19 protein-coding genes are annotated in these 19041 nt (G+C 44.8%); all 19 read right to left on the bottom strand.

The features are described 5' to 3' along the window. Position 1: 1 nt before the first annotated feature. Complete coding sequence (locus ACRRSX_RS08670; protein ID WP_432453605.1) at positions 2-2092, bottom strand: chemotaxis protein CheW; 2091 nt, start codon at positions 2090-2092, stop codon at positions 2-4. An 11-nt stretch (positions 2093-2103) separates the two neighbouring features. Beyond that, positions 2104-2844 carry a protein phosphatase CheZ gene (locus ACRRSX_RS08665; RefSeq protein WP_432453606.1) on the bottom strand — a complete coding sequence of 247 codons (741 nt, stop codon included), beginning with the start codon at positions 2842-2844 and terminating at the stop codon, positions 2104-2106. An 11-nt stretch (positions 2845-2855) separates the two neighbouring features. After that, positions 2856-3239: a chemotaxis response regulator CheY gene (gene cheY, locus ACRRSX_RS08660; RefSeq protein ID WP_055734955.1), complete on the bottom strand. Its 384-nt coding sequence runs from the start codon at positions 3237-3239 to the stop codon at positions 2856-2858. 126 nt (positions 3240-3365) lie between these two features. After that, positions 3366-4091, bottom strand: coding sequence for an RNA polymerase sigma factor FliA (locus ACRRSX_RS08655; RefSeq protein WP_432453607.1), 726 nt, complete (start codon positions 4089-4091; stop codon positions 3366-3368). Further along, complete coding sequence (locus ACRRSX_RS08650; RefSeq protein WP_432453608.1) at positions 4084-4977, bottom strand: MinD/ParA family protein; 894 nt, start codon at positions 4975-4977, stop codon at positions 4084-4086. The genes ACRRSX_RS08655 and ACRRSX_RS08650 overlap by 8 nt, the downstream gene beginning before the upstream one ends. After that, positions 4967-6382 (bottom strand): flagellar biosynthesis protein FlhF, encoded by a 1416-nt coding sequence (gene flhF / locus ACRRSX_RS08645; protein WP_432459121.1) that lies wholly within the window; start codon positions 6380-6382, stop codon positions 4967-4969. Before flhF ends, ACRRSX_RS08650 begins: the two co-directional genes overlap by 11 nt. A gap of 31 nt (positions 6383-6413) precedes the next feature. Then, positions 6414-8525 (bottom strand): flagellar biosynthesis protein FlhA, encoded by a 2112-nt coding sequence (gene flhA, locus ACRRSX_RS08640; RefSeq protein ID WP_432453610.1) that lies wholly within the window; start codon positions 8523-8525, stop codon positions 6414-6416. Between the two features lie 97 nt (positions 8526-8622). After that, a complete protein-coding gene (gene flhB / locus ACRRSX_RS08635) occupies positions 8623-9750 on the bottom strand; it encodes a flagellar biosynthesis protein FlhB (protein ID WP_432453611.1) in 1128 nt (375 codons plus the stop codon). Positions 9751-9769: 19 nt separating this feature from the next. Continuing rightward, a complete protein-coding gene (gene fliR, locus ACRRSX_RS08630) occupies positions 9770-10549 on the bottom strand; it encodes a flagellar biosynthetic protein FliR (protein ID WP_432453612.1) in 780 nt (259 codons plus the stop codon). After that, positions 10549-10818: a flagellar biosynthesis protein FliQ gene (fliQ, locus tag ACRRSX_RS08625; protein ID WP_432453613.1), complete on the bottom strand. Its 270-nt coding sequence runs from the start codon at positions 10816-10818 to the stop codon at positions 10549-10551. Before fliQ ends, fliR begins: the two co-directional genes overlap by 1 nt. 22 nt (positions 10819-10840) lie before the next feature. Continuing rightward, complete coding sequence (gene fliP, locus ACRRSX_RS08620) at positions 10841-11587, bottom strand: flagellar type III secretion system pore protein FliP (RefSeq protein WP_432453614.1); 747 nt, start codon at positions 11585-11587, stop codon at positions 10841-10843. After that, the gene (gene fliO, locus ACRRSX_RS08615) at positions 11577-11984 is read right to left on the bottom strand and encodes a flagellar biosynthetic protein FliO (protein ID WP_432453615.1); all 408 of its coding nucleotides are present in this window, start codon (positions 11982-11984) and stop codon (positions 11577-11579) included. Before fliO ends, fliP begins: the two co-directional genes overlap by 11 nt. Then, the gene (gene fliN, locus ACRRSX_RS08610) at positions 11984-12355 is read right to left on the bottom strand and encodes a flagellar motor switch protein FliN (RefSeq protein ID WP_432453616.1); all 372 of its coding nucleotides are present in this window, start codon (positions 12353-12355) and stop codon (positions 11984-11986) included. The genes fliO and fliN overlap by 1 nt, the downstream gene beginning before the upstream one ends. Positions 12356-12373: 18 nt before the next feature. After that, complete coding sequence (gene fliM, locus ACRRSX_RS08605; RefSeq protein ID WP_432453617.1) at positions 12374-13402, bottom strand: flagellar motor switch protein FliM; 1029 nt, start codon at positions 13400-13402, stop codon at positions 12374-12376. A 9-nt stretch (positions 13403-13411) separates the two neighbouring features. Further along, positions 13412-13921: a flagellar basal body-associated protein FliL gene (gene fliL / locus ACRRSX_RS08600; RefSeq protein ID WP_432453618.1), complete on the bottom strand. Its 510-nt coding sequence runs from the start codon at positions 13919-13921 to the stop codon at positions 13412-13414. A gap of 84 nt (positions 13922-14005) precedes the next feature. Beyond that, complete coding sequence (locus ACRRSX_RS08595; RefSeq protein ID WP_432453619.1) at positions 14006-16156, bottom strand: flagellar hook-length control protein FliK; 2151 nt, start codon at positions 16154-16156, stop codon at positions 14006-14008. Positions 16157-16276: 120 nt separating this feature from the next. Then, positions 16277-16717 (bottom strand): flagellar export protein FliJ, encoded by a 441-nt coding sequence (fliJ, locus tag ACRRSX_RS08590; RefSeq protein ID WP_432453620.1) that lies wholly within the window; start codon positions 16715-16717, stop codon positions 16277-16279. Positions 16718-16746: 29 nt separating this feature from the next. Continuing rightward, positions 16747-18096 (bottom strand): flagellar protein export ATPase FliI, encoded by a 1350-nt coding sequence (gene fliI / locus ACRRSX_RS08585; RefSeq protein ID WP_432453621.1) that lies wholly within the window; start codon positions 18094-18096, stop codon positions 16747-16749. Next, positions 18071-19039, bottom strand: a complete 969-nt coding sequence (locus tag ACRRSX_RS08580) for a flagellar assembly protein FliH (RefSeq protein WP_432453622.1) — start codon at positions 19037-19039, stop codon at positions 18071-18073. The genes fliI and ACRRSX_RS08580 overlap by 26 nt, the downstream gene beginning before the upstream one ends. Between the last annotated feature and the right edge of the window lie 2 nt (positions 19040-19041).

Genomic DNA, 19041 nt, shown 5'->3' with positions numbered 1-19041 from the left:
GTTATAACTTACGAGCGTAGCGTTTTAGTAAACTAGGAATATCGAGTATGAGTGCGATACGACCATCACTGGTAATCGTCGCCCCGGCCATTCCAGGGGTACCTTGCAATAACTGGTCAAGCGCTTTTATCACAACTTCTTCCTGCCCAATGAGGTTGTCAACGACAAATCCCACCTGTTGTTGGCCTATCTGTACGATAACCACATGTCCTTGAGAACTTCTCTGTCCAGATTGACTATTACGGATCAACCAATCTTGCAAATAAAATAGAGGTATAGCTTTATTACGGACAATAACGGTTTCCTGACCGTCAACAACATTGGTTTTGGTTAAATCCAGATGAAAGATTTCATTTACACTGGTGAGTGGTAAAGCAAAAGTCTGTTTACCTACATCAACCATCAAAGTGGGTAGAATAGCTAACGTTAATGGTACTTTGATTTGTAAAGTAGTACCGCCTCCAAGCTTAGAATCAATATCCACAGAACCGTTCAGCTGGGTGATACTGGTTTTGACCACATCCATGCCAACACCACGCCCCGAAATATCAGAAATCTCAGTTTTTGTCGAAAAACCTGGTGCAAAAATCAAACTATAAGCATCTTTGTCTGGCATTCTTGCCGCCGCATCGGCATCTAAAACACCGCGCTCTATAGCGATAGATTTAAGCTTATCTGCATTCATCCCCGCGCCGTCATCTTCGATCATCAGCAAGATATGATCACCCTCTTGCGAGGCTGACAAACGAATGACACCAGTACGCGGTTTTCCTGCCGCTTCACGTTGGTCTGGCATTTCAATGCCGTGATCAACCGAGTTTCGCACTAAATGCACCAGTGGATCGGCTAACGCTTCCACTAGGTTTTTGTCTAAATCGGTATCTTCACCGACCAATTCCAAGTTAATATCTTTCTTCAAACTACGAGCTAAATCACGAACGACTCGAGGAAAACGACCGAACACCTTCTTAATAGGCTGCATTCGAGTTTTCATCACTGCACCCTGTAAATCAGCGGTCACAACGTCAAGGTTAGAGGTCGCCTTAGCCATATCCTCATCATTACTGGTTAAACCAAGACTAACCAAACGATTACGGACTAAAACTAATTCCCCAACCATATTCATGATTTCGTCGAGAGTACGGGTATCGACGCGAACCGTCGTTTCCCCCTGAGGGGCTTGTTTGGGCGCTGCTTTTGCCGGCTCAGACTTGGCTGGAGCAGCAGCTTTCGGAGTAGCTGCAACTTTTGTTGGTGCAACTTTCTTCGGCTCGACCTTCGGGGTGACTTCGGGCTTGGCTGCCGCCTTAACCTCAGGCGCTTTACCGGCACCATGCAGCTGATCTAATAACTTTTCGAATTCATCATCGCCAATTTCGTCACTGTTCGTCGCCGTTTCCACTGGCGTAACAGCGGCAGGTTTAGCACTTGGTGCTTTAGAGCCATGTAGCTCGTCGAGTAGCTTTTCAAACTCATCATCAGAAATATCGCCACCACTCGCAGTTTCGCTAGGGGCTGCAGCACTTACCGGACTCGCTTGAGAAGCCGCTTTTGGAGCACCAGAGCCATGCAACTCATCGAGTAAGCTTTCAAATTCGTCATCAGAAATATCATCAATACCAGTGCCAGTAGCTGATTTACTCTCTGGAATTTGCTCGGGCTCGGGCTCAGATTCCGGCTCAACCACCACCTGATCTTCTGAAGCAGGCCGAGATAATTGATGCAATCGCTCAATAAGCTCTGGCAAAGCTGGTGTTAAAGGTTCTCTTGCTTGCACCTTAGCAAACATATCATTCACGGAATCAAGTGCTTCAAGTATGACATCCATTAACTCTGATGACACCCCGCGGCCACCGTTACGTAATGTGTCAAACACATTTTCCGCACCATGACAAACGTCAACGAGTTCAGTTAATGATAAGAAACCAGCACCACCTTTAACGGTATGAAAACCCCTAAATATAGCATTCAATAAGTTACTATCATCAGGACGTTTTTCTAGATCAACAAGCTGTTCAGAAAGCTGCTCTAGGATCTCTGCCGCTTCTACCAGAAAGTCTTGTAAGATGTCTTCATCTACATCAAACGACATGCGCTACTCCCTTAAAATCCTAAACTAGACAACAAGTCATCAACATCGTCTTGATCGTTAACAACGTCATCCCTTTGTTCTTTATTAATTATAGGGCCTTCTGCTTCAACACCCGATTTTTTATCATCTTGACCAGGAGCGACATCCACCATGTCAGTGCCAAACAAGGTGAGCATCTCAACTAAATTCTCTTCAACCTCCTGAACTAAAGTGATCACCTTTCGAATCATTTGCCCGGTAAGATCCTGAAAATCCTGTGCCATTAAAATTTCAGTAAGCATGTTACGTAGTTTATCGGCATCAGATGAAGAACTAGTCAGAAAAATATCGATTTGGTGACACAGCGCTTTAAATTGGCCTAACTCAATTTTCCGATCCATCAAATTTTGCCATACAGGCATAATATCATTGATATCATTGGTTAATTTATCAGCAATCGGCAAACCCGACTCGACTGCATCCATCGTTTTATTAGCAGCTTGATCGGTCATTTCGATGACATAGTTTAAACGTTCTTTGGCATCGGGGATTTCTTGGTTCGCGAGTTCATTGATCCGAATATCCAATTTGAAATCATTTAATGAATCGTGAAGTTGACGAGTGAGCTGGCCAACTTTATCAAACAGCAAGTTAGCTTTTGGAGCACATAGCTCACTGACTAGTTGGTTCGCCTCGGCGACCTTTCCCATTTCAAGTAGCATCACCAGTTGTTGCGCATCCGCTAATGAAATAATCGGAGTATCGGTGCTCACGCGTCTTCCTTTTATTGTAATCTTTCGAAAATCTTATCGAGCTTCTCTTTTAAAGTAGCTGCTGTAAAAGGTTTTACAATATAACCATTTACTCCGGCTTGTGCGGCTTCAATAATTTGTTCACGTTTCGCTTCCGCGGTGACCATCAATACAGGCAGGTGAGCTAAACTCTCATCGGCACGAATGTTTTTCAACAAATCGATACCTTCCATACCAGGCATATTCCAATCAGTCACTACAAACTCAAAATCGCCACCCTTAAGCATTGGTAGCGCGGTGTTACCGTCATCGGCCTCATGTGTATTGTTGAAACCTAAATCTCTCAACAAGTTCTTAATAATCCTTCTCATTGTTGAAAAATCATCAACAACCAGAATTTTCATATTTTTATCCAAGGTACGTCCCCCAGCTGGATGTTTTACTAGCCCACAAACGGGTCACAAATTTATGTAATACATTATTATGCCTTAATAAACACAATTTTAGTCCATCTTTTATAAGTTTTGTAAGGATGAATTTCTCTATTGTGTCCAATCTCGCATTCGAGTTTTCACTCTGGCAAGCGCTTGACTATGAATTTGACTCACTCTCGACTCACTAACGCTTAATACTTCACCAATTTCTTTAAGATTAAGCTCTTCATCGTAATAAAGCGATAATACTAAGGCTTCTCGTTCAGGTAGCCCTTTGATGCACTCCGCCAAAGATTGTTGAAATCGTTGATTTGCAAAACCTTCGAAAGGACGATTTTGCTCGCGACTTTCTTCGTTAGAAATGACATCCTCGTTTACCCCAAGGTCCTCAATGCCTAAGATTCGCCCGCAATTAACATCCGCTAGCATCGTATGGTATTCGCGAAGAGAAACCCCGAGTTTTTCAGCAACTTCAGCGTCTTTAGCGTCACCATTTTTTTCTCTTTCAACAGCAGCTATAGCGTCACTAATCGCTCGACTATTTTTATGTACAGAACGCGGAACCCAATCGCCACGGCGTATTTCATCAAGCATCGCGCCGCGAATTCGGATCCCTGCATAGGTTTCAAAGCTAGCACCTTTAGAGCCATCAAAATTACGAGCGGCTTCTATCAGCCCGATCATTCCAGATTGGATTAAATCATCCACAATAACACTAGCCGGTAGCCTAGCCATTAAGTGATGGGCAATCCGTTTAACCAAAATGGCGTGACGCTCCACTAACGCATTAGTGTCGTTAACGCTGGTATTGGCGTAGGCGGCAACTTTATTCACTAAGCTGCTCTCTATTCTTGCGTTGTCCAAATTCGAGAAGATTCTCGATGAAAAATTCTAAATGTCCTCCCGCTTGCTCAGGTATCGGCCAAGTAGCCGCTTTGCTGGCTAAAGAGCGAAATGCCAAAGACGCTGGTGACTTAGGATAGGCTTCAACCACAACACGTTGTTTGCGAACGGCCAATCGGACATTGTTATCATAGGGAATACAAGACACTAACTCGAGAGTGGCATCTAAAAACCGTTCCGTCACCCGAGTCAGCTTGGTAAATAACTCCTGACCTTCTCTTAAACTACGAACCATATTGGCAACAACTTTAAATTTATACACCCCATGATTATTAGAGAGTAGTTTAATCAGGGCATAAGCATCGGTAATTGATGTTGGTTCGTCACACACGACGACTAAAATATCTTGCGACGCTTTTGCAAAACTCAACACCATATCAGAGATGCCCGCTGCGGTATCAACCAGCAAAACATCTATCGGTGTTTTCATACTACTAAAAGCGCGAATTAAACCTGCATGTTCCGCAGGGCTTAATTCAACCATGGATTGAGTTCCTGAAGTTGCTGGCGCAATCAGAATCCCATTTGGTCCCTCAACTAATACTTCGTCAAGAGTGCACTCTCCCGATAGCACATGCGACAGATTTTTAGTCACGCGCAGCCCAAGTAGCACATCAACATTCGCCAAACCTAAGTCCGCATCAAGGACCATGACTCGCTTGCCTTGACCCGCCATTGCAATTCCCATGTTAAGCGTCACGTTGGTTTTACCAACCCCACCCTTTCCACCAGTCACTGCGATTACTTTCACATTATTTTTTTGTTGCATCATTCGTAAGCCGCTAGCTTGATCAAAATCATTATGTTTAGAATACATCCGAAACCTTCTGTTGTTCGGTTTCACTAAACCAAAAGTGTTGCTGAGAATGCTTATCTATCACCGACAAAGCTTGCTCAACTAATTCGCTAGGCACCGCCACTGCAATATCTTCTGGTACTTGCTGACCATGAGTAACGTAACTGATTGGTATAGCATGACGCAAGGTTACATTTAACACTTCACCTAACGCTAAACTTTCATCTAATTTAGTAAGTATGGTACCAGCCAAAGGAATTCGCTTAAATTGATTTACAGTTTCTTCAATTACCCGTCGCTGAGCATTGGCTGACATCACCAAATAATTACGGATATTAACTTGGCTATTTTTGACTAACTTGTCTAATTGTTCATGTAGACGGATATCTCTTTGGCTCATACCAGCGGTATCGATTAAGACTAACTTTTTATCTTTAAACTGGTATAAAAGCTGGGACAACTCAGCTTCATCATTCGCCACTCGAACTGCACAGCCCATAATTTTACCATAAGTTGCCAGTTGCTCATGAGCACCAATACGATAAGTATCTGTGGTAATCATCGCCACGCTATCAGGACCATGGCGCATAGCAAACTGCGCAGCTAATTTGGCGATAGTGGTTGTTTTACCGACCCCCGTCGGGCCCAATAAGGCAACCGCTCCACCTTTTAACAATATTTCATCTTGGCCGACAGGGAGCTGATTTGCCAGTAATTCCCGTAAATGCTGCCAGCCTTCTTGTACGCCTAGCTCTTCGGGGATATAACCAGCCACCTGATCGGCCATATCCTCATCAAAACCAACCAACTGTAACTGTTTGATTAACATCGCTCGAACAGGCTCTTGCCGCTCAACTTCCTGCCACATTAATCCCGACACTTGATGTTCCAACAACTTTCGCATCGCTGCCATTTCTTTCTTTAATTCACCCACTTCACTGTGATTCGCCTCTGCGCTTGGCGTTGCAATACGGCTTGCCGCAGGTTTGGCTGCTGAACCTTGCTGTATCCACCCTTGCTGCTGAGCCAAGGAGCGAGGAGCCTGAACGGTTCGAGGCCGTTGCGATTTATTTAAGCTGGATTGTTGCAAATTTTCTTGCTGACGCTTTTGATGGCGCTGCATAAAATTAGTCAAATTATCTTTGAGGCTCGCATTTTCGTCAAAATCATGACCAAGCTGTTGGTTTGTTGACGTTTTAGAACTGTGCTTAGGTTTGACGGACGATAAATTGACGCTATCATCGGCTAACTCTCGTGATGAGTTTTCTCCCTTAGCATTAGTCTTGGAAGGCTCCACCGCAGCAACAATCTCTATGCCTCCGGTCACCTTTTTGTTGGACATGATCACGGCATCACTACCAAGAGTCTCTTTCACCTCGGCTAACGCGGTCCGCATGTCTTTTGCAAAAAAGCGTTTCATTTTCACTGGTCACCTTCCTTTTGCTTACCCATTGGACCTATTGCCCAACTGAACTCACAATACGTATTTGTTTATCTTCCGGCACTTCTTGATACGACAGTACACGTAATGCAGGCATTGCTGTTTTAACGAACCTCGACATACTCGAACGCAATATACCGGATGTCAATAATATCGCTGGTTGGCCTGCTAATTCTTGATTTTGGCATGCTTCAGTTAAAGATACTTGCAGTTTTTCGGCCAAACCTGGTTCCATTCCTGCACCATCGTTACCACCTGCCTGCATAGATTGATGCAATATTTGCTCCAAGTCTGGTGACAAAGTAATGACCGGTAACTCTGCTTCACTACCAATTAGCTCTTGAACGATTAAACGTTTTAAAGAAATACGACAAGCTGCGGTCAGAATATCGGCATCCTGGCTCTTCGGTCCGTATTCCACCAAGGTCTGAACGATACTCCGTACATCCCTAATTGGCACCCCTTCACTCAGTAAATTTTGCAGCACTTTAACAACAGTAGATAAGTTCAGGGTATCTGGGATTAAACCTTCAACAAGCTTAGGTAAACTATTTCCTAACATGTCTAACAAATTTTGTACTTCTTCATGTCCCAATAAATTAGCTGCATTATTGGTTAACAATTGACTAAGGTGGGTGGCAACCACTGTCGCCGAATCAACAACCGTATAGCCAAGGGTTTGGGCGTGTTCACGCTGCTCGGTTGCAACCCAAGCCGCCTCTAAACCAAATGCAGGATCGGTGGTTGGCTGGCCTTCAATTTTACCAAATACTTGGCCCGGATTGATCGCCATTTCTCGATCATGGAATACTTCAGATTCACCATAAGTAACCCCCATCAAGGTAATTCGATATTGATTAGGGCCTAAATCCAGATTGTCACGAATATGTACCGCTGGCACCAAAAAACCGAAATCTTGAGATAACTTTTTACGTACACCTTTAATCCGAGCAAGCAATTCTCCGCCTTGAGTCTTATCAACTAGCGGGATTAATCGATAACCAACTTCCAGACCAATCACATCAACTGGTTGTACATCATCCCACCCCAACTCTTTAGGCTCATTACTATTACGAGGATGAGTGCTGGCTGGCTGTAAGGCTGTATCTGCAGCTTTTTTAACATCGGCTTTATGCCGTAACCACGCGGTCACCAAACACACCGCAGCGCAACTTAAGAATGCCAAATGCGGCATTCCCGGAACAATCCCCATCACCAATAAAATAGAACCACAGATAATCATAACCCGTGGATCTTTAAACAGCTGCAAGCTAACTTGCTCGCCCATATCGGCTTCGGTATTTTGACGGGTCACGATCAGAGCAGCAGCGATAGATAGTAGTAACGATGGAATTTGCGCGACTAAACCATCACCGATGGTTAACAGAGTGTAAACTTCTGCCGCTTGCGAAAAACTCAGATCGTGTTGGGCCACACCAATAATGAAACCACCTAAAATATTAATAAAAAGAATCAGGATCCCAGCAATCGCATCGCCCTTTACAAATTTACTCGCGCCATCCATCGATCCATAAAAATCGGCTTCGCCAGTCACTTCACTACGACGAACACGTGCCTGCTCTTGGTCGATAATGCCAGCATTAAGATCCGCATCAATCGCCATTTGCTTACCCGGCATCGCATCCAAAGTAAAACGCGCGCTCACCTCGGCAATCCGACCCGCACCTTTGGTCACCACAACAAAGTTAATGATCATCAAGATAAGAAAGACCACTAAGCCGACAGCATAGTTTCCACCAATCACTACCGAACCAAAGGCTTCAATCACATTACCCGCAGCATTTCCGCCATTGTGTCCTTCCAAAAGGACCACTCGAGTAGATGCAACGTTTAGGGCTAAACGCAATAAAGTGGCAACCAGCAGCACCGTAGGAAATACCGCAAAATCCAAGGGTCGCTTGGTATAGACTGCAACCAAAAGCACCACCAAGGCTAAGGAAATATTAAATGCAAACAAGATATCCAGTAGCCATGCCGCCATTGGCAGAACCACCATGCCAAGGGTAGCCAATACCACCATTGGCGTACCAAAACCTTTGATGAGACTGGCATCTATCTTTTTGAAGTCTTGAAGCTTCAAGCTAGTGAGACGATTAATGATTTCCATAAATGACGAAATACTGACTGTAGAGCAAGAGATAATTTAGAAAAGCAATAACTAAGCCAACAACAAAGGTACACCTAGAGAAATCATAGAATTGAGCTTAGTATCGTAATTCGTCGGGGATAGGTAAATCATCAGCCACAGGTTTAGGTCGTTGTCCTCGACCTTTACGGTACTGCTCCAACTGGAACACAAAGGCTAATACTTGAGCCACTGCGACATATAGCCCATCAGGAATATCCTGACCGAGCTTCGTGGTATGGTACAGAGAACGTGTTAAGGCTGGCGCTTCTAAAATAGGGACTTCGTAATGACGAGCGATCTCTCTGATTTTCATCGCCACCTCATCCACACCCTTAGCCACCACTTTCGGCGCACCACCCGCCTTGCTGTCATACTGAAGCGCCACCGAAAAATGAGTCGGATTGGTGACAACCACATCCGCTTGCGGCACATCTGCCATCATACGACGAGCAGCCATTTCCATTTGCAAACGACGGATCCGCCCCTTAACTTCAGGGCTTCCTTCCATATTTTTGTGCTCGTCTTTCACTTCCTGCTTAGACATTTTGAGCTGGTTATTGTGATTCCATATCTGGTAAGGGACATCAATGATAACAATAATAATTAAACTACAAACCAGCGCTAACAACATCCATTGCAACATATCTAAAGCATTGACAATAGAGCCCGGAATTGACTGTAGGCTTAAAGACAAGATATCGGCAAATTTCCAGCGTAATACAATCCAAACAACACCAGCTATCACTATCACTTTGGCAACACTTTTAACAAACTCTACCAAAGCTTGTACGCCAACCATTCTTTTAAACCCTTGCAAGGGAGATAACTTATTCGCCTTGGGCATCGCAGCTTCCCAGCTAAACGATATACCACCTAATAAGGTATTTCCGAGTAGGGCTGCCAAAGCAATAAACCCCATGATCCACAACATCGGCTTAAACAATAGCCAAGCAATCGAGCCAATATTTTTAAACAATAGGTGAACATCGAATACTTGCTCACGACTCAGAGTAAAAGCAACTTCAAAGACTTTCACCATTGACTCGGCTAGCATGCCACCAAAAGCCATAATTGCGATTGCAGCCGTAATCAAAACTGCCGCAGTACCCAACTCCTTAGAGCGAGCAATTTGCCCCTTGTTACGAGCTTCATCAAGCTTTTTCGCCGTGGGTTCTTCGGTACGTTCTTGATCATCATCAGCCATCGTATCTTAGCCTTATTGGTCAACAACCAATACGAAGCATGGTACATGCCATGCTTCGGCCTACCTCCCACTGTCGTTGAAAATGAGCCAGGAAGCCACCAATGGTTAACCATAAAATAAATAAACCAAATAGCATGCTTACCGCAAAGCCAATACTAAAAATATTCAACTGCGGCGCAGCCCGAGTCATGATGCCAAAAGAGAAGTTGATCAACAACATTGCCACCACTGAAGAAATCGACAAGGCTAAAGCTGCAAGAAATAGTTGCGAATACCAGCCGGCCAGTTGCTGATAATCGATACTACTTAAACCATGCATACCGATCGGCAGCGTTTCGAAACTCATCGCAATTAAGCTAATTAACTGTAAATGACCGTCAATCGCCAAAAACAATAACGTTGCCAGCAATAGATAAAACTGTCCCACTACCGGAGTGCTCTGACCATTATTGGGGTCAACCATAGAAGCAAAACCCAAACTGGTTTGCATCGCAATAATTTGTCCGCCCACGACAAAAGTTTGCATCAGTAATTGAGAAATAAAACCTATCGCGACCCCAATTAATATTTGCTGCAATACCACAATAAAGGATTGTAACGAGAATAACTCTATACCTTGCACATCGGGTAATACCGGAACCAAAGCAAAAGTAATCGCTAAAGCCAACAATATCCGAACTCGAGTTGGAACCGTCTTTCCGCCAAAACTGGCTAGCACCATCAACATCGCCGCAATACGCGTAAAGGCCCATAAATATTGTCCAATCCAAGCCATGATCAACTCGGCAGAAAATTCCATCAGCCAACAACCTGCGGGATCATATCAACCATGGTAAAAAATAATTCCATGAGCTTTTCTGTAAACCAATGACCCGCAAACATCAGCGATGCCAAAGTAACCAGTAAGCGAGGCAGAAAACTTAAGGTTTGTTCATTAATGGAGGTTGCCGCTTGAAAAATAGAGACCACTAAACCAACTAATAAGCTAGGGATAATCGCCGCTGAAACCAAAATAACCACCTGCCCAAGTGCCATCCGGAATACATCAACAAAGACTTCTGGTTGCATTACCTTACTCCTTGCTTATCTATCACACACCAAAGCTATTGGCGAGAGTGCCCATCACTAAGCTCCAACCGTCCACTAATACAAACAACATTAACTTAAAAGGCAAGGATACAATCATCGGCGATAACATCATCATTCCCATCGCCATCAAAATACTAGCGACAACCAAATCAATCACCAAAAAAGGAATAAATAACATAAAGCCAATTTGAAAAGCGGTTTTCAGTTCTGAAGTAATAAAGGCTGGTATAAGCACCGTCATCGGAACTTCTTCAGGAGAGCCGACTTCAATTTTTGAGATCCGGATAAAAGTATCTAAATCAGTCAAACGCGTTTGCGCCAACATAAACTCTTTCAGCGGCTGCTTGGCCTGCTCAAAAGCTTCGGTTGAACTTAGCTGCTCATTGAGATAGGGCTGTACCGCGTTCTCATTCACCTTATCAATCACGGGTGACATAATGAAAAAAGTCAAAAATAGCGCAATGCCAATGATGACTTGGTTCGACGGGCTTTGCTGCAACCCCATGGCTTGACGTAAGATAGACATCACCACGACGATACGGGTGAAAGAGGTCATCATAATCACCAAAGCTGGCAAAAATGACAATGCAGTCATTAAGGCTAAAACTTGTAGTGTGACTGAATACTCTTGCCCGCCATCGGGACTGGTCGTCATAGTAATCGCTGGCAGGATCCCATTCTGGGCGTAACTGGGTAAGCTAAAAACTAAACCAATACCCAAAAGCCATAACAGCCACTTACTTTTCATTTTTAAATAACATTCCTTGCAGCTGTTTTGCGAAGTTTCCGTTGGCAGAATTATTCTTGACCTCTAGAGGTTGTTCTAATTTATCCAACAGGTTAATTGATTGTGCAGTTACCCCTAACAGATATTGTTGCTGGCCAATCTCCACGACCATTACTCGCTCTCGTGTTCCCAGAGCCAAATTTGCGACAACCTTCGCTTGACCGCCAGCAAATTGACTCAAACGGGTTTTCTTTAAAACCCAAGCACAAACAAAAATAGTCACCAAGACCAAAGCAAAAGACATCAGCCAAGAGACCAATTCCACCTGACTGTTAGAGGTACTTGCCGTCGTCTGCTCTGCATATACAGGTAATACCATGCTACAAGCCAATAAATAAGCTAATTTGCGCAATTGCATCACTTGAGCTTTTTAATCCGTTCGGTTTGGCTAATCACATCGGTGAGACGGATACCAAACTTATCATTTACCACCACCACTTCGCCATGTGCGATTAAAGTACCATTCACTAATACATCGAGGGGTTCGCCTGCCACCCTATCCAGCTCAACCACCGAGCCTTGGTTAAGTTGTAACAAATTACGAATACTAATATTACTACGACCAACTTCCATGGAAATCGTGACCGGAATATCCATGATTGAATCGAGTTTACGTTGTTCTTCCTCTGAGATAGGCTTAGATTCATCGACAAACTCTTCTAACGGAGCTGGCTCTGCTTCGGCCATTGCTGCTGCCCACTCATCAGCCATATCATCTTGATCACTCATTGTTTTTCCTCATTTATCTCAATCATCGCTAGTAAGTCGACGGCTGCTACTGACGACCAATTCCAAATCACTCTTCACAGTGTCCGGACGTTTTAATTGAGTTTCAATTTTCAGTGCCATTTTCTCGTTGCTTTGGCCAATTTTGACTCGGTAACTTGGTAAGTCTTCTACAAATAACATTGCGGTTTCGGGCATCACGACCGGAATAACATCCCCCACTTTTAAATGCATCAACTGTCGTAAAGTGACATCGGTCTCTAATAACTTGGTGTGTAAACCAACCGGAACATCCATTATTTCGTCTCTAAGCGCCGAACTCCAGCGTTGGTCGGTATCTTGTTTGTCACTTTGCACACCCGCGTCAAGTAGTTCACGAATCGGTTCCAACATCGAGTATGGCATGGCAATATGAAAATCTCCGCCACCGCCATCTAACTCAATATGAAATGAACTTACAACGATCACTTCGGTAGGGCTAACAATATTGGCCATCGCTGGATTCACTTCAGAATCCAGATAATCAAAGCCCACATCCATAACTGGCGCCCAAGCTTCAACATAATCTTCAAAGATTAACTTCAGCAGCATCTGGATGATGCGGCGCTCGGTGGGTGTAAATTCTCGACCTTCAATTTTGGCATGATAACGGCCATCACCGCCAAAAAAGTTTTCCACTAAAATAAACACCAAGCGAGCTTCCATGGTGATCAAGGCCGTCCCCTTCAATGGACGGAAACGAACCATATTCAAACTCGTAGGAACAAACAAGGTATGAACGTATTCACCAAACTTAATCATTTGTACGCCGTTAATCGACACCTCAGCGGTACGGCGCATCATGTTAAATAAACTAATCCGCATATGTCGAGCAAAGCGTTCATTCACCAACTCAAGCGTTGGCATCCGACCACGCACAATCCTATCTTGGGAAGAGAAGTCAAACTCAACCACACTGCCAGACATTTCTGGCTCAATAATGTCCTCTTCTATGTCATCGACACCATGTAACAGCGCATCAATTTCGTCTTGGCTTAATAAATCGCTCACGGTATTCCTTTATTGCATCACAAAACCGGTGAAGAGAATTTTCTCAACCACTACTTTACCAGTAATTTCTTTTAATGCTTTTTGTGTTTCAACGAGCGAATTCTCTCGCAAAGCATCTTTCCCTTGTTGCGTCGACAAATCGTCAACCGACGCGGAACTAAAAACATTCAACAAGGTGCCTTCAATCAATGGGATATGTAGCTTCGCTAACTCTTCGTTGACCGTGCCTCTCACTAATAACTGCACCTTGATCTGTACCAAACGGTCCCGACTATCGCCGACAATATTAAATACAAATGGCCGAGGCATACCAACATATAAGGCACTATGGGTAACGCTCGACGTGGCTTCTTCTGAAGGCGTGGCTGCAGCTGGTGCTTCATCCCCACCGCCGCTCATTAACAGAAAGCCAACCACACCTCCGATCACCAATACGGCAACAATGGCAACAATGATGATTAGCTTCTTCTTACTCCCTGAGCCCTCTTCCTCTACTTTTAGTTCTGTTTCTTCAGCCATTTATGCTTCCATGAATTAATAACTAAAACTGATTTGATTATTACATAGTTAGGATGGACGACAACAGCCTTAGCAGCAAATAAACTATGCGTAGAAGTCGATTCCGTCACGACTTGATTGATTTATCTGCGAACTGTCTAGCTCTTGTTCAACACCGCCCTCAATACCGCGACGCAGACTCTCTGTCCCACCACCCGCTAAAGATTGACCTTGGCCTTGATTAGAAGAACTCCCTTGATGCTGCTGATTGACCGAACTTTGACCAAGCTCTATGCCTTGTTGTTGAAGCATTTCACGCAACCGAGGCATGGTTTGCTCTAAGGCTTCTCGTGCTTGCGGGTTTTGCACCTGAATATGTACCGATACTTGTTGCTCATGATTCATTTGCAAGCGCACATGCATACTACCCAGCTCAGCAGGATCTAAACGGATTTCAGCTTTATGCATGCCTTGGCTTAGCATATATTGCACGCGTTGATTTAATTCTGCAGGCGCTTGATATTGACTCGGATTTAAACGTTGATTCATCAGCCCATTTTTGTCATTGAGTTGATTCGCTTGTTGAGCTTGCTTCAGGCTTATCTCGCCATTTTGCTCAGTTCGATTAATGGACTCTGCTCCAGAGACACCATTAAAGTGATGATTCGTCTGCTGTGCTCTAGCCGATTCAGTTAAGCCAACTTGAGCTGCCGTATGCTGTTGAGCCTGCCCTTGTTGTTGATGATCATCACTATGCTTACCTTCGCTCGTGGCACGCCCATCTGCAAACGCTGAACTTGCGAACTTATCAGCTTGGGCACCTGATTCAGCAGTCCCACTTTGAGTTTTATTCGCTGATTCTGCAACTTGACTAAAGCTCTGAACTTTTGCATCGACAACCCGATGTGGTGTTGGCTGCTGTTGCTCAGGCGTGATTTCTTTCGCTTGGCTAAGATTGGCGTTTAATTTAGTGTCGTTAGTCGTCCCACTCTGCTGCGCCGCAACCACTGTATCACCGCTAGACGTTGAGGTTTGATTCACAGAGCGGCGTTCGCCGCTTGTTGCGACAGCATTCAAATTCGACTCGACTTTTGAAGTCACAGTCGCAGCTTGCTGACCAGGATCGGCTTTCACCGTATCCGAACCTGCCGACTTATCAGCAATGCTGTTGGCTTGGGCAGATTGAGCTGATTGAGACTTGGCTAACTCGGCTTGTTCAAGCTTACTATTCTGCGCCTTAGTTATATCGGTTTGTTCAAGCCTACCAGTCGCATGAGTTGACTGATTTTTTGCTAACTCAACTTGCTCGAGCTTACCATGCCCACTGAGTGGCGTTGATTGGGCATTAACTGATTGTTTATCATCAGTTTTGTTCTCTGGCGGTGTGCCACCGCTTGATGCTTCAGCCTTACTCAAATCACTCGCTACTTTTTGCTGAGGACGATCGCTGGCCTGAGTAGTTACATCCTTAGCCGCAGCATCATCAACGACCGTGCTGACGGCTTGTTTGGGAACACTAGAGCCCTCAGTGACATTTTGTTTTTCCAGCTGAGTTGGAGTTCCATTACTGAGTTTCGTGTTTGCAGTTTCAACACTTTCACTGTCAGCTTGATCCGATGATTGCGACTTGCTCGAAGCAGTCACTTCTGCCAACGAGCTATCCTTAGTTAGCATCGCGATGAGATCGCTGTCGGGATCGGTCTCATCAGAGTCCGCTGCTGTTTTATCCTCAGTTACTTTTTCGTCGAGGTTCAACAATTCTTCACTGTCAAAGCCAGCCTTTGCATGAGCTTCAGCGGCGCTGTTCGAATCTTCAAGAGAAAGGTCTACGTCATCAGTTTCGATATCGAGCGGCAGATCCCTGCCGCTTGCCTTCACATCGGTATCCTCTTTCTCAGATAAAGTGGTTAAATCCGTAAGTTTAGCTGTCGACTGCGGCTCTTCAGATTCAGCCTCTCCTTCCACAGCACCAGTCTGATTTAAATCAACTACAACTTGTTTTGCGTCAGTCAACTGTTTCAGTAAATCTGAAGGGCTTTGCGACTCAAGCGATGACTGAGAGGCATTCTGCTCGGTTTGCGGTTTAACAAACTGCTCTTTAACTAAAGAACCAAGGGCATTTTCAGCCTTAGGTAAGTTATCCAACTCACTAACCATTTTTGCAAAATCGCCAGCTCCAGCAGAAGGGCTTAGCGAAGCGCTGCTTAAGGCCGAGAATTGATTAGCCCCGGCGGTATCTGTTAACAATAATTCCATATTGTTGCTTACCCTTAAAAATTATCTTTATTTACCATGCGAGCAAAGAAACACAGAGTCTCCATCGAGCAAAGCGGCAAAGCGATAGCACATATAAGTATTAGGCAAAAAATACGCCAATTATGCTTGACCACGTAAATGGGCATATAAAGCATATTCATCAAGCAACTTTTGCTCTTCGCGCATTTGCTGCTGTTGTTTCAATTTCAGCTGTTTATCAATCAGCAACTCCATCGCCTTTCTTTTAGCCTGCAGATCCAACCATTGCTTGCGTTTCAACATCACATTTTTTTTAATTTGTTCAATGCTCTTACCTTGTTGAACACTCGCCTGTTCCAACTTTTGAATAAACAATTGATATTGATGGAAACTATCGGCGTGCAAACCATCAACTCCCTTCGCTAAAGCTTGCTCAAGATAAGAACGACGGTATTGCTGTAAGTGCGCCAGTTGAGTCTCAAATTCATTGAGTTGTTGTTGAGCTTGAGCCATTTCAGTCGCCGCATCTTGCTCTTGTTCCTGCAAACGCTCAACCATTAAATATAACGCTCGCCTCGCCATGGTACTCTCCTAGTCGGTTCTATTGGTAGCTAGTTGAGCGGACCTTGGGCGTTGATGTTAGCCATTTGCATGGTACGCTGCATCCGCGTCAGACTTTCGTCATAAGCTACAACTTCTTTCATTTCTTGTTGCAAGAACTGGTCCAAATGAGGCTTCATGGCAATGGCTAAATCAATTCGTTTATCGGCGCCTCGCTGATAGGCACCAATTGCGATAAGATCTTGATTTTGTTGGTAAGAAGAATTTAAGGATTTCAATTGGCGGGCCAATAATTGATGGTTATCACTAGTCACGGCTGGCATAACGCGACTAATCGATTTTTCTATATCGACCGCAGGATAGTGGCCAGCATCGGCGAGTTCACGCGACAAAACGATATGGCCATCTAAAATAGCACGGGCGGCATCAGCAATAGGATCTTGTAAGTCGTCCCCTTCGGTGAGTACCGTGAAAAATGCAGTAATCGACCCTTGGCCTTCCCCGCCATTACCTGCCCGCTCCACCAAACGTGGCAACTTGGCAAATACCGAAGGCGGATAGCCCTTGGTCGCTGGCGGCTCGCCAATGGCCAAAGCAATTTCGCGCTGCGCTTGAGCATAACGAGTCAATGAATCCATTAACAGTAAAACATTCAAACCCTGATCTCGAAAATACTCAGCAATAGTTAAGGTTGTATCACAGCCCTTCAATCGCATTAACGGCGAAGCATCGGCAGGGGCGGCGATGACAACCGCGCGTTGACGCCCTTCCTCTCCCAAGATTTCATCGATAAACTCTTTCACTTCTCGACCTCGTTCACCAATCAAACCCACCACGACAACATCGGCCGTGGTGCCTCGAGTCATCATGCCCATCAAGACACTTTTACCGACCCCCGATCCGGCAAACAATCCCATTCGTTGCCCCTGCCCCACGGTAAGCACCGCGTTTATTGAACGCACACCGACATCAAGTGGTTGCTTAATTGGCTTTCGAGCCATGGGATTTAAACGGACTGAACTTAAATTATCCACCTGCTTGCAATGAATTTCGCCTAAACCGTCGAGGGGTTTACCTAACCCGTCGATCACCCGACCTAATAGCTCCATACCAACCGGAATACCATGGTGTTCATGTAAAGGGATCACCCGAGCCCCTGGTAATACACCGGTTAACTGCTCACTAGGCATAAGAAATAGTTTATCGCCAGAAAAACCAACCACCTCCGCTTCTAAAAATCCATCTAAGGTCTCGACTGCACATAAAGATCCGAGCGGAGCACGGCAGCCAATGGCTTCAAGAGTCAGCCCCACCACACGAGTTAACTTACCCGCCACTGTAGGGTTATTGCGCACGTGGCTTGTTTGATAACGTTTAAGCCGTTGGATCAGAGTCATCATCTTGACCATTTTGACGAATAAATGAGCGTAAGCTCTGCTGAATCACTTCACTCATCTCTACAGTCACCGAAGATAAGTCATTTTCAATCAGGCAATCACCTTGAGTAAGGCTACCATCAGTCAATAGCTGCCAACCTTTCTTCTGTTGGGTTTCGGGAGGAAAGACCTGCTCAACAATAGCTAAATCTAGAGGGTGAAGGTGGATTTGAATACTCTGCTGTTGTAACGGTAAAGCGGCCACTGCTTGTTTCACTGTTTTAACAATAATCTCAGGGTTTGTCTGCAATTCCACTTGAACGATTTCTGCCGCTAACTTCATCGCAAGATCAACTATTTGTTGCTCAACCTCCGCATCTATTTGCGCCTTTGGCTGATGTAACTGCCCCACCAAACCAGCCCAATGGGCACTTAATTCATCGATCTGTTGTTGGCCTTCAGTTAAGCCTTGGCTTAAACCTTGTTGTTGTCCGGCCTCAAGCCCCTTTGCAAGCCCTTCTTCATGGCCACTAAGTAAACCGGCCTCATGGCCCGCCAATTTGCCTTCAGCAAAACCTTCATCGTAAGCCGATTGGCGAAGCGCTTCTAACTCTTCGATGGTCATCGGCTCGAACTGAATTTCAGGCTCTACTTCTGGTTCTGGCTGATCAACCCAAGACGGCTTAACACCATATGCGTTACTCGATTGCCCATGCTGGCGGTGCTCTGCGTCTGAAAAATTGGGCAAAGGCCAGACGATATCGTCAGGCTCAGGGCCGACGGAAGTATCTGCCAGAACATCATCAATCATCGCCTGTGATTCTTGGTCGGCAACTTCAACTGGTGAACCTTGAGTCTCAGCCAATAAAGCCGCAATCTCGTCATCATCCATAGATGATTGGCTAGCGTCTTGTTTTAGTTCAGAGTCGTGCTCGTCTGTTGATTCACTTTTATCTTGTTCTGTCATCG

It is taken from the genome of Agarivorans sp. QJM3NY_30 (assembly GCF_050870855.2).
In the GTDB taxonomy this organism is placed as follows: Bacteria; Pseudomonadota; Gammaproteobacteria; order Enterobacterales; family Celerinatantimonadaceae; genus Agarivorans.
This window is presented reverse-complemented; position numbering and strand designations above follow the sequence as displayed.